This window comes from Pseudomonas fluorescens HK44, from assembly GCF_000217955.3.
GTDB classification, from domain to species: domain Bacteria; phylum Pseudomonadota; class Gammaproteobacteria; order Pseudomonadales; family Pseudomonadaceae; genus Aquipseudomonas; species Aquipseudomonas fluorescens_AQ.
Genome location: NZ_AFOY02000005.1, coordinates 171,054 through 182,727, shown reverse-complemented (window position 1 = coordinate 182,727; position 11,674 = coordinate 171,054). Strand labels below are relative to the sequence as shown.

Here is an 11,674-nt window from a genome sequence, read left to right as displayed (position 1 = left end):
GATCGATCTGACTCCCCACGCTACCCGATTCCCTTCCTGTGGCGGCTGCCAAAAACCCTGTTCAACCACTCATGAGTATTGCGAGCGAGTCGTTCGTGATTTGCCCATTCTCGGTCGCGCGGTGCGCCTTAGCGTTTTGCTCAGGCGGGTTGGCTGTCGTGACTGTGGCAAACGCATGGAAGCCGTCAGTTGGCTGGATCGCTATGCCCGCATGACGCGCCGCTTGGCCGATGCGGTCATTCAAGCCTGTGAGCGCCTTCCCACGCTACACGTGGCTCAACTGTTTGGGCTGCATTGGGACACCGTCCGGTTGCTGGAGCGTCGAGCCTTGCAAACGGCGCTAAGTAATCTGCCGAAGGCGCAACCGCGACGCCTGGTAATGGACGAGTTCGCGCTGTTCAAAGGTCATCGCTACGCCAGCGTGGTCCTGGATGCCGATACACGACGAGTGCTGTGGATCGGCGAAGGCCGCAGCCGGGCGGCGGTCAGACCGTTCTTCGAAGAACTGGGACCAGAGGGTTGTGCTCGAATCGAAGCGGTAGCGATGGACATGAACACCGCTTTTGATCTGGAGGTTCGCCAGCACTGCCCCAAAGCCCGAGTGGTCTACGACCTCTTTCATGTGGTAGCCAAATATGGCCGAGAGGTGATTGATCGGGTCCGCGTCGACGAGGCTAACCGGCTGCGTCATGACAAGCCGGCTCGCAAGGTCATCAAGCAGGCGCGATGGCTGTTGCTGCGTAACCCGCAGAACCTGAAAACGCCGGAACAACAGGTCCATTTACAGGATTTACTGGCGGCCAACCAATCGTTGATGACGGTCTATCTGATGAAGGCTGAACTCAAAACGCTCTGGACGCCGAGTACCGCCTGGGGCTGGAGATCGGCCTGGAAGCAATGGTTGCGCCATGCTCATGAAAGCGCGATACCCGCCCTGATCCAGTTCGCCAGACGGCTAAAGGATTACTGGCGGGGCATCGTCAGTCGGGTTCGCTGGCCGATGCACACCGGTCAGTTGGAAGGAATAAACAATCGAATAAAGGTCATCAAGCGGATGGCGTACGGTTACCGGGATAGCGAGTTCTTTTTCATGAAGATCAAGAGCGTCTTTCCCGGTAATCCGTGATGAACCTAAAAAAAGGCCACCCGAAGGCAGCCTTTAAAAACTAGAGAGGTTTTTGCTTACACGGCCGCAACGGGACGCATGTAAGAGATCGGTGCAGCGCTGGCGTCTTCAAACGTCACGACTTCCCAAGCATCTTTCTGCTCAATCAATTTACGCAGAAGCTGGTTGTTCAGTGCATGGCCCGACTTGAAGCCTTTGAACTCACCAATCAGGCTATTGCCCAGCAGGTAGAGGTCACCAATTGCATCGAGGATCTTGTGCTTCACGAATTCGTCTTCGTAGCGAAGGCCGTCTTCGTTCAGTACACCATCCGCGTCGACCACGATGGCGTTCTCGACGCTACCGCCAAGTGCGAGGTTATGCTTGCGCAGGTACTCGATATCACTCATGAAACCAAAGGTCCGGGCGCGGCTGACTTCTTTTACGAACGAAGTGCTGGAAAAATCCACGCTGGCACTTTGAGTGCGGTCACGAAACACCGGATGATCGAAATCGATCTCGAAGCTCACTTTGAAGCCTTCGAAAGGGACGAAAGTGGCGCGCTTGTCGCCGTCTTCCACTGTCACTTCACGCAGGATCCGGATGAACTTCTTGGCTGCGTCCTGTTCTTCCAGGCCAGCCGATTGAATCAGGAATACGAAGGGTCCAGCGCTACCATCCATGATCGGGACTTCGGACGCGGAGAGCTCGACGTAGGCGTTATCGATGCCCAGGCCAGCCATGGCCGAGAGCAAATGCTCCACCGTGTCCACTTTGACGTCACCGTTGACCAGTGTCGTCGACATAGTGGTTTCACCAACGTTTTCCGCGCGAGCAGGAATCTGCACCACAGGGTCCAGGTCGGCACGACAAAACACGATGCCAGTGTCTACAGGTGCTGGCTTGAGGGTCAGGTATACCTTCTCCCCGGAATGCAGGCCTACACCTGTGGCACGGATAATATTTTTCAGGGTGCGTTGTTTAATCATGGCTTGGGCCGCTTCAGCGCAAATTGCGAACTGGTATCAACAAAGGCTGGCGATAATAGCAGACCAGACCTTTGCTGAACACCAATCAACTTCATAGCCCTGATACATTCCATCAATCGGCCTGACGACGCAGGAATGCCGGGATGTCCAGGTAGTCCAAATCGTCTTGCGGATTAAGTTTAGCCGCCGCCGCTGCGCCGGCCTGAGCCTGGTTGCGCATCACGGTTGGACGATCCAGGTCGCGGTAGTTGACCGACGGCATTTCCTGACGCGCGGCAGCAGGTGCGGCAGCGGCCATGGAGGTTTGAACGGTATTGTCGATGACCTTCACAGGTTTCTCGATTTTCGCGCCCAGACCTGTGGCAACCACAGTCACGTGCAATTCGTCGCGCATGTCCGGATCGATAACGGTACCGACCTTGACCATGGCGTGCTCGGAAGCGAAGGCTTCGATGATGCTACCCACGTCGGAGTACTCACCCAGAGACAGGTCAGGACCGGCGGTGATGTTCACCAGGATGCCGCGTGCACCTTGCAGGTTGACGTCTTCGAGCAGCGGGTTACGAATCGCCGCTTCAGTCGCTTCACGTGCACGGTTCGGACCGCTGGCGCAGCCAGTGCCCATCATCGCCATGCCCATTTCGCTCATGACGGTACGAACGTCGGCGAAGTCGACGTTGATCATGCCTGGACGCTTGATGATGTCGGAGATACCGCGAACGGCACCGGCCAGCACATCGTCAGCCTTGGCAAAAGCCGACAGCAGGCTTGCGTCTTTACCCAGGATGGTCAGCAGCTTCTCGTTGGGGATGGTGATCAACGAGTCAACGCTTTCGCTCAGCGCGCGGATGCCTTCATCGGCGATCTGCATACGCTTGCGGCCTTCGAACGGGAACGGACGAGTCACCACCGCAACGGTGAGGATCCCCATTTCCTTGGCCACTTCAGCAATGATTGGCGCCGCACCGGTACCGGTACCGCCGCCCATGCCGGTGGTGATGAACACCATGTTCGTGCCTTGCAGCACTTCGGCGATGCGCTCGCGGTCTTCCAGAGCGGCCTGACGACCGACCTCGGGGTTCGCGCCAGCACCCAGACCTTTGGTCACGCCGGTGCCCAATTGCAGGATGGTCCGCGCGCCGATGTTTTTCAGCGCCTGGGCATCAGTGTTGGCGCAGATGAACTCAACGCCTTCAATGTTGCTCTTGACCATGTGATTCACAGCGTTGCCGCCGCCACCGCCAACACCGATAACTTTAATAACCGGGCTTGCGGGGATGTTGTCTACGAGTTCGAACATTTTCCCTCTCCTTACATTCTCTAGTTTTTTTCGCCTACTGCGCCTACTGCGTAAAACGGTGCTGCGGTATCACGGTGTTACGGAAAATCTTCAGAAATTGCCCTGGACCCAGCTTTTGATGCGATCGATCAACGGGCTCTTGGCCTCGTCGTTGTTGTAGCTATCGCGACTGCTGCTGATCCCGGAGAAGGAAATGCCATCGGACTGCTTTTGCAGGCCATACATCAGCAAACCAACACCGGTGGAATAAATCGGATTGCGCACTACGTCGTCCAGGCCTCTGACGCCATGCGGTACGCCCAGGCGAACCGGCATGTGGAAAATCTCTTCGGCCAGCTCGACCGCACCTTCCATCTTCGAGGTACCGCCGGTCAGCACGATGCCGGCCGGAATCAGGTCTTCGTAGCCGCTGCGACGCAGCTCGGCCTGGATCAGCGTGAACAGCTCGTCGTAACGCGGCTCGACCACTTCGGCCAGGGCCTGACGGGACAGCTCGCGCGGCGGGCGATCACCGACGCTTGGGACCTTGATGGTTTCACCGGCGCCGGCCAGTTTGGCCAGGGCGCAGGCGTAGCGGATCTTGATTTCTTCGGCGTACTGGGTCGGGGTGCGCAACGCCATGGCGATGTCGTTGGTCACCTGATCACCGGCAATCGGGATCACCGCGGTGTGACGAATCGCGCCTTCGGTGAAGATCGCGATGTCGGTGGTACCGCCACCGATGTCCACCAGGCACACGCCCAGCTCTTTCTCGTCATCGGTCAGCACCGAGTACGCCGAAGCCAGCTGCTCGAGAATGATGTCGTCGATTTCCAGACCGCAACGACGCACGCATTTTTCAATGTTCTGCGCGGCGTTCACCGCGCAGGTGACCACGTGGACCTTGGCTTCCAGACGTACGCCGGACATACCCAAAGGCTCGCGCACGCCTTCCTGGTTATCGATCACGTAATCCTGCGGCAACGTGTGCAGTACGCGCTGATCCGCCGGAATGGCCACGGCCTGGGCGGCATCGAGCACACGCTCGAGGTCGGCCGAGCTGACTTCGCGATCACGAATCGCCACGATGCCGTGGGAGTTCAGGCTGCGAATGTGATTGCCGGCCACACCGACGAACGCCGAGTGAATCCGGCAGCCGGCCATCAGTTGCGCTTCTTCGATCGCACGCTGAATGGACTGCACGGTGGATTCGATATTCACCACCACGCCCTTCTTCAGGCCGCGGGAGGGGTGAGTGCCGATCCCGACGATTTCCAGTTGGCCATCGGCCGCGACCTCGCCTACCAGCGCCACCACCTTGGAGGTACCAATATCCAGACCGACGATCATTTTGCCGCTTTGCACGTTTGCCATGGTCCTGCCTCTTCTCAATTCTTCGCGACGACGCGTTGGGCCGTCGTGGGCGCTACAGGTTCCCGCCAGCCGACGGCCAGGCCGTTGGCATAACGCAGGTCGATGCGCGCAATGTTCGTAATCTGTTCTTTAAGCGTCTTGTCGTAGATGGCAATGAAGCGGCGCATCTTTTCCACCAGGTGATCGCGCCCCAGCAACAGCTCGATCCCAGGGCCCGCGCTACCCGCGCCAGTGGTCAGAAACCAGCTGCCGCGTTCACGCAATTCCAGCCGGGCAATCGAGAAGCCCAATGGCCGTAACATCTGGCTCAACACCTGATACTGCTGCATCACTTGCTGCTGGGCCCGTTGTGGGCCGAACAGCTGTGGCAAATGTTCGTAGTTGGCCAATTCACGCGGCGTAAACGCCTGCCCCTGGTTGTTCAGCAGCGCTTCGTCACCCCAACGGGCCACGGGCAGTTGCTCTTCCAGGCGAATCACCACCTGGTCAGGCCAGACGCGACGCACTTCGGCGTGGGCAATCCATGGCATCTGTTCCAGCTCGGTACGCATGCTCGCCAGGTCAATGGTGAAGAAGCTTGCCGCCACGTACGGGGCGATCCGCTGCTGCACCGCTTGCTGGCTGATGTAACTCAAATCGCCCTGCACGTTGATCTTGGTGATCGGCCGGTCGGCGTACGGCAGCAAGCGCTGTGCGCCTACGTAAGTACCAAACCCCAACGCGACCAACAGCACGGGCCAGAACAAGGCTTTGAGAAAACCAAAATTGGCTTTCGGCAGGCGCACCGACATCGGCTCTTTGGCCACCATTCGGCTGGCACCCCGCGGCACCGGCTTGCGGCCGGGTGCGGATGGCTGATGACGTAGCTGGGCGCCTTGCATGGTCTTAACCTCGCGGCTCTACGTGACTGGCAACACTGGCCGCCAGGATCGCCAGCACCAACTGCTGGAAATCCAGACCGGCGGCGCGTGCGGCCATTGGGACCAGACTGTGATCGGTCATGCCCGGTGCGGTATTGACTTCCAGGAACCAGAACTGCCCATCGGCGTCCTGCATCACGTCAGCCCGTCCCCAACCGGCGATACCCAGCGCCTCACAGGCTTTTGCCGTGAGGTCCATGAGCTCTTGTTCCTTGGCGCTATCGAGGCCACACGGGATCCGGTATTGGGTATCGGAAGCCAGGTACTTGGCGTCGTAGTCATAGAAAGTGTGCGGCGTGCCCAGAGCGATCGGTGGCAACACCTGATCACGCAGGGTCGCAATGGTGAACTCCGGACCTTGAATCCATTGCTCGACCAACACTTGCGAATCGTAGGTACTGGCCGCTTTCCAGGCTTCGATCAATTCAGCTGCCGAAGTCACTTTGGCCATACCGATACTTGAACCTTCATGCGCCGGTTTGACGATCAAAGGGAAGCCCAGTTCCGTCGCCGCCAAAATACAGTCGGCTTCGCTACTCAGTACCGCGTGACGTGGCGTCGGAATGCCGAGGCTGTGCCAGACCTGTTTGGTCCGCAGCTTGTCCATGGCCAGTGCCGAGGCAAGGATGCCGCTGCCGGTGTACGGAATCCCTGCGCATTCGAGCAGGCCCTGCATGCTGCCGTCTTCACCGCCGCGACCGTGGAGAATGATGAAGGCGCGGTCGATTTTTTCGCTCAGCAGGCGTTGCAGGAAATCGTCGCCGACGTCGATGCCGAACGCATCCACACCAGCGGACTGCAGCGCTTCAAGCACTGCGTTACCGGACTTCAGCGAAACCTCACGCTCGGCGCTTTTGCCACCGAACAGCACGGCCACGCGGCCGAAGTCTTTCGGGGGGATGGTCGAGAACAGGTTGGCGTAGGCAGCAGTCATTTCAACTTTCCTTCGTTAGGAGCGACAACCGCACCCGCGAACAACGGACTATTCAACAGTTTCGGTGCAAGGCCGCCGATATCACCGGCGCCCTGGCACAGCAGGATGTCGCCGGCACGCAGCAGCGGCTTGACCACAGGTGCGAGGTCGGCACCACGTTCGATGTAGATCGGGTCGAGCTGACCGCGCTGGCGGATGCTGTTGCACAGCTTGCGGCTGTCAGCCCCCGGAATCGGCTCTTCGCCGGCCGGATAGACTTCCATCAGCAGCAACACGTTGGCGTCGGCCAGTACATTGACGAAATCGTCGTACAGGTCGCGGGTGCGGCTGTAGCGGTGCGGCTGGTAAACCATCACCAGGCGGCGCTCCGGCCAGCCACCGCGTACGGCTTTGATCACCGCTGCGACTTCGGTCGGGTGGTGACCGTAGTCGTCCACCAGCATCACGTTGCCGCCTTCGACTGGCAGTTCGCCGTAGACCTGGAAGCGTCGACCAACACCCTGGAAGCCCGACAGCCCCTGGACGATGGCTTCATCGCTGACACACTCGTCGGTCGCGATGCAGATGGTCGCCAGCGAGTTCAGTACGTTGTGGTTGCCCGGCATGTTCACCGAGACATCCAGCGGTTCGCGGTCAGGACGCAGCACGGTGAAGAAGGTCTGCATGCCTTGCTGACGAACATTGATGGCGCGCACGTCGGCGTCTTCGCTGAAGCCGTAGGTCATGGTCGGACGCTTGACCAGCGGCAGGATTTCACGCACCACCGGGTCGTCCAGGCACATCACCGCCAAACCGTAGAACGGCAGGTTGTGGAGGAACTCGACGAAGGTCTTCTTCAGTTTGTTGAAGTCACCGTCGTAGGTCGCCATGTGGTCGGCGTCGATGTTGGTGACCACGGCCACCAGCGGCTGCAGGTGCAGGAAACTGGCATCGCTTTCGTCGGCTTCGGCGATCAGGTAACGGCTGGTGCCCAGCTGGGCATTGGTGCCCGCTGCATTCAGACGGCCACCGATCACGAAGGTCGGGTCCAGGCCACCGGCGGCGAACACCGAAGCGATCAGGCTGGTGGTGGTGGTTTTGCCGTGAGTACCGGCGACGGCGATGCCGTGGCGGTAGCGCATCAGCTCGGCGAGCATTTCGGCACGCGGCACCACGGGGATACGACGCTCCAGGGCCGTTGCGACTTCCGGGTTGGAAGGATTCACGGCGCTCGAAACCACCAGCACATCGGCAGTTGCGGCGTTCTCGGCGCGGTGGCCGATGAAGATCTGGGCGCCGAACGATTCGAGACGCTCGGTCACCGGCGACGCCTTCAGGTCGGAACCGGACACTTGATAGCCCAGGTTCAGCAACACTTCGGCAATTCCGCACATGCCCACACCGCCGATTCCGACGAAGTGGATGCGACGGATGCGGCGCATTTCCGGCTGCGGCATGGCTTTCTGATTCTCAACCATGAACCACCTCCAGGCAGATATCGACCACGTTGCGGGTTGCATCAGGTTTGGCCAGGCGACGAGCGGCGCCAGCCATGTCGTTGAGTCGTTGCGGTTGCATCAAGACCTCTGTCAGGCGTGCAGCGAGATCCGCTGCGCCAGTCGTTCTTTGCGGCATCAGGAAGGCAGCGCCTTCACGAGCCAAATATTCGGCATTGCGGGTCTGGTGATCGTCGATTGCGTGGGGCAAAGGCACCAGCATCGAGGGCAGACCGGCAGCAGCCAGCTCACTGACAGTCAGCGCGCCAGCGCGACAGACCACCAGGTCGGCCCAGCCATAGGCTTGGGCCATGTCTTTGATGAAAGGCTGCACGTGCGCCTCGACACCGGCCGTGCGATAGCGCTCGGCAGTCACTTCATCGTGGTTTTTACCGGCCTGATGAAACACTTCCGGACGCAGTTCAACAGGCACCTGCGACAGGGCTTCAGGCAGCAATTTGTTCAACGGTTCTGCCCCAAGGCTTCCGCCCAGGATCAGCAAACGCGCTTTGCGTCCGGCCAGGGCTGGACGCGCTGTATCGAGGAACAACTCGGTGCGCACCGGGTTACCGGTGGTGCGCCGGCTGCCACTGGCAGCAAAGGTGTCCGGGAAAGCTTCGCAGACTCGCGCGGCCAACGGCACCAGCAACCGATTGGCGGTACCGGCGACGGCGTTCTGTTCATGAACGATCACGGGTACACCGGCCAATCTGGCCGCTACGCCACCAGGGCCGGTGACATATCCGCCAAAGCCCAGGACGCAGACCGGTTTCAGCTGGCGAATGACCGCACGGGCCTGCCAGATCGCCTTGAGCAATACAAAAGGCGCCTTGAGCAGCGACAGCTTGCCCTTGCCGCGCAGGCCGCTGACGTTGATCAAATGCAACGGCAGGCCGGCATTCGGGACCAGTTCGTTTTCGATTCCGCGGGGCGTCCCGAGCCAGTGCACGGTGTAACCGCGCGCCTGAAACTCGCGAGCGCAGGCCAGCGCCGGGAATACGTGGCCACCGGTGCCGCCCGCCATGATCAGCACGTTAGCGCCCATGGGTTGGCTCCTCGGCGAAGTCACTCTCGCTGAACTCCATCTCTTCGCTGCCCAAGTGGGTTCGACTCTCCCATTCGATGCGCAACAACAAGCCAAGACAGGCGCAGCAGATCACCAACGAACTGCCACCGTAACTGAGGAACGGCAGGGTCAGACCCTTGGTCGGCAGCAGGCCGACGTTCACTCCGATGTTGATCAGGAACTGACCGATCCACAGGAACGACAAGCCGTAGGCGACATAGGCTGCAAAGAATTGCTTGGCCTTTTCTGCCCACAACCCGATGTACATGCCGCGTATGCACACGAAGACGAACAGCGCGACGGTGGCCAGAGACCCGACCACGCCCAGCTCTTCGGCCAGGACCGAGAACACGAAGTCGGTGTGCGCTTCGGGCAGGTAGAACTGTTTCTGCACGCTGTTGCCCAGGCCAACACCCAGCCATTCGCCGCGACCGAAGGCGATCAGCGCCTGGGTCAACTGGTAGCCGGAACCGAACTGGTCGGCCCAAGGATCGGTGAAGGTGGTCAGACGTGCCATTCGATAAGGCTGCATCTTGATCAGCAGCACCACCGCCACCACCGCCAGTATCACCATCAAGGTGAAGCGGAACAGCCCGACGCCGCCCAAAAACAGCATCGCCGCCGCAGCCCCCATCATGACGACGGTGGCACCGAAGTCCGGCTCCATCAGCAGCAGGCCGGCCATAGGCAGCAGCACGATGAACGGCTTGAAGAAGCCCATCCAGCTTTCGCGTACTTCTTTCTGTCGACGCACCAGATAACCGGCGAGGTAGATCACCACAAAGACCTTGGCGATCTCGGAAGGCTGGACGTTGAAGAAACTGAAACCGATCCAGCGCATCGAACCGTTCACCTCACGGCCGATCCCCGGGACGATCACCATCACCAGCAAACCGAATGCACCGATCAGCATCAACCAGCCCATGCGTTGCCAGGTCGCAATCGGAATCATCATGGTGACGATGCAGGCACCGAGGCCGAGCACGATGTAAATGAGGTGGCGAATCATGTAATACAGGGCGCTGCCTGACTGCACCGACGCCACTTCGGACGACGCCGAGGCGATCATGACCAGCCCCAGGCCGAGCAACGCCAGGCAACCGGCGAGCATCGGGAAGTCGAGGTCGATACCGCGCCCGGTGATGATCGGCGACGGGTACGGCTTGATGATATTTCTCCAACTCATGCCAAGTCCTCCACGGCCTGAGCAAACAGGTGCCCACGCTCTTCGTAGTTCTTGAACATGTCGAAACTGGCGCACGCCGGCGACAGCAGCACGGCATCGCCTGGCTGGGCGATGGCGCGGCATTGCTCGACCGCTTCGATCAGCGAGTTGACGCGAATCAGTGGCACGGCATCGCCGATGGACTGGCCAATCAGCTCGGCATCACGCCCCATCAACACCACGGCGCGGCAGTTGGCCGCGACGGGATCACGCAGATCCTTGAACTCGGCACCTTTGCCGTCGCCTCCGGCGATCAGCACCAGCTTGCCCTTGATGTCTGCGCCCAGACCTTCGATAGCGGCCAAAGCGGCGCCAACGTTGGTGGCTTTGGAATCGTTGTAGTAGCTCACGCCATTCAGGTCGCGGACCCACTGGCAGCGATGCTCAAGCCCGGCGAAAGTGCGCAGGCTCGAGAGCATGGCGTCGAACGGCAGGCCAACGGCGTGCCCCAGGGCCAAGGCCGCGAGGGCGTTGGACTGGTTATGCGCGCCACGAATTTTCAGCTCGCGCACCGGCATCAGGTTCTGGAATTCAAACGCCAGATACTTCTCGCCATTTTCCTCGCGCAGACCAAAAGCCTTGAAATCCGGCGTGTTCAGACCGAAGGTCCAGCACGGCAGGCCCTCGCTCATCAACGGACGGCTCAGCGCATCCTGACGATTGACCACCACTTGCTTCGCGCCACGGAAGATCCGGTGCTTGGCCAGGTGATAGGCCGGCAGGCCGCTGTAACGGTCCATATGGTCTTCGCTGACATTGAGCACAGTGGCCACTTCGGCGCCCAGGTGATCGGTGGTCTCCAGCTGGAAGCTCGAGAGTTCCATCACGTACAGCTCGACGTCGTCGCTCAGCAGATCGAGTGCCGGAGTACCGAGGTTACCGCCCACCGCCACGCGCTTGCCGGCCGCTGCCGCCATTTCGCCAACCAGCGTGGTCACGGTGCTTTTTGCATTGGAGCCGCTGATGGCAACAATTGGCGCCTTCGCGTTGCGTGCGAACAGTTCGATATCACCCGACAGCTTCACGCCACGGGCCGCCGCCGCTTGCAGGGCCGGAGTCGCCAAGGCCAGTCCCGGGCTCACGTAGAGCTCCTCGGCACGGCAGAGGAATTCGACATCCAGCTCGCCACAACGCACTTCCACCTGTGGATAGTCACGGCGCAGCGTGGCCAGCTCCGGTGGATTTTCCCGCGTATCGGCGACAGCGAACGACACGCCCCGGTTCGCCAGGAAGCGAACCAGGGACATGCCGCTCTTGCCGAGGCCGACAACGATGCGGAAGTGGTCAGAAGCGATCAGAGACACTCG

At 60.3% G+C, this 11,674-nt stretch carries 10 protein-coding genes; 1 reads left to right on the top strand and 9 read right to left on the bottom strand.

What is annotated here, in order from left to right; all coding sequences use genetic code 11:
- A partial coding sequence (locus tag HK44_RS05580) for an ISL3 family transposase (RefSeq protein WP_031319265.1) occupies positions 1 to 1,126 on the top strand: 1,126 nt, incomplete at its 5' end.
- A 56-nt stretch (positions 1,127 to 1,182) separates the two neighbouring features.
- Here the strand turns inward: HK44_RS05580 and lpxC are convergent.
- The 9 genes from lpxC to murD form a co-directional block, all read right to left on the bottom strand.
- Positions 1,183 to 2,094 carry a UDP-3-O-acyl-N-acetylglucosamine deacetylase gene (gene lpxC, locus HK44_RS05575; RefSeq protein ID WP_019693551.1) on the bottom strand — a complete coding sequence of 304 codons (912 nt, stop codon included), beginning with the start codon at positions 2,092 to 2,094 and terminating at the stop codon, positions 1,183 to 1,185.
- Positions 2,095 to 2,206: 112 nt separating this feature from the next.
- Positions 2,207 to 3,394: a cell division protein FtsZ gene (gene ftsZ / locus HK44_RS05570; protein WP_019693552.1), complete on the bottom strand. Its 1,188-nt coding sequence runs from the start codon at positions 3,392 to 3,394 to the stop codon at positions 2,207 to 2,209.
- Positions 3,395 to 3,484: 90 nt separating this feature from the next.
- Entirely contained in the window at positions 3,485 to 4,747 is a 1,263-nt protein-coding gene (ftsA, locus tag HK44_RS05565) for a cell division protein FtsA (protein ID WP_019693553.1), read from the bottom strand.
- A gap of 14 nt (positions 4,748 to 4,761) precedes the next feature.
- On the bottom strand, positions 4,762 to 5,628 hold the full coding sequence (locus HK44_RS05560) for a cell division protein FtsQ/DivIB (protein WP_019693554.1): 867 nt from the start codon (positions 5,626 to 5,628) through the stop codon (positions 4,762 to 4,764).
- 4 nt (positions 5,629 to 5,632) lie between these two features.
- A complete protein-coding gene (locus HK44_RS05555; protein ID WP_019693555.1) occupies positions 5,633 to 6,601 on the bottom strand; it encodes a D-alanine--D-alanine ligase in 969 nt (322 codons plus the stop codon).
- Entirely contained in the window at positions 6,598 to 8,058 is a 1,461-nt protein-coding gene (gene murC / locus HK44_RS05550) for a UDP-N-acetylmuramate--L-alanine ligase (RefSeq protein ID WP_019693556.1), read from the bottom strand. Before murC ends, HK44_RS05555 begins: the two co-directional genes overlap by 4 nt.
- Positions 8,051 to 9,121, bottom strand: a complete 1,071-nt coding sequence (gene murG / locus HK44_RS05545; RefSeq protein ID WP_019693557.1) for an undecaprenyldiphospho-muramoylpentapeptide beta-N-acetylglucosaminyltransferase — start codon at positions 9,119 to 9,121, stop codon at positions 8,051 to 8,053. Before murG ends, murC begins: the two co-directional genes overlap by 8 nt.
- A complete protein-coding gene (ftsW, locus tag HK44_RS05540; RefSeq protein WP_019693558.1) occupies positions 9,111 to 10,328 on the bottom strand; it encodes a putative lipid II flippase FtsW in 1,218 nt (405 codons plus the stop codon). The genes murG and ftsW overlap by 11 nt, the downstream gene beginning before the upstream one ends.
- Positions 10,325 to 11,671, bottom strand: coding sequence for a UDP-N-acetylmuramoyl-L-alanine--D-glutamate ligase (gene murD, locus HK44_RS05535; protein ID WP_019693559.1), 1,347 nt, complete (start codon positions 11,669 to 11,671; stop codon positions 10,325 to 10,327). The genes ftsW and murD overlap by 4 nt, the downstream gene beginning before the upstream one ends.
- Positions 11,672 to 11,674 lie beyond the last annotated feature (3 nt).

Excerpts from the sequence above, each read along its gene's own strand:
- lpxC (WP_019693551.1), bottom strand. The coding sequence starts at position 2,094 with ATGATTAAACAACGCACCCTGAAAAATATTATCCGTGCCACAGGTGTA.
- ftsZ (WP_019693552.1), bottom strand. The coding sequence starts at position 3,394 with ATGTTCGAACTCGTAGACAACATCCCCGCAAGCCCGGTTATTAAAGTT.
- ftsA (WP_019693553.1), bottom strand. The coding sequence starts at position 4,747 with ATGGCAAACGTGCAAAGCGGCAAAATGATCGTCGGTCTGGATATTGGT.
- HK44_RS05560 (WP_019693554.1), bottom strand. The coding sequence starts at position 5,628 with ATGCAAGGCGCCCAGCTACGTCATCAGCCATCCGCACCCGGCCGCAAG.
- HK44_RS05555 (WP_019693555.1), bottom strand. The coding sequence starts at position 6,601 with ATGACTGCTGCCTACGCCAACCTGTTCTCGACCATCCCCCCGAAAGAC.
- murC (WP_019693556.1), bottom strand. The coding sequence starts at position 8,058 with ATGGTTGAGAATCAGAAAGCCATGCCGCAGCCGGAAATGCGCCGCATC.
- murG (WP_019693557.1), bottom strand. The coding sequence starts at position 9,121 with ATGGGCGCTAACGTGCTGATCATGGCGGGCGGCACCGGTGGCCACGTA.
- ftsW (WP_019693558.1), bottom strand. The coding sequence starts at position 10,328 with ATGAGTTGGAGAAATATCATCAAGCCGTACCCGTCGCCGATCATCACC.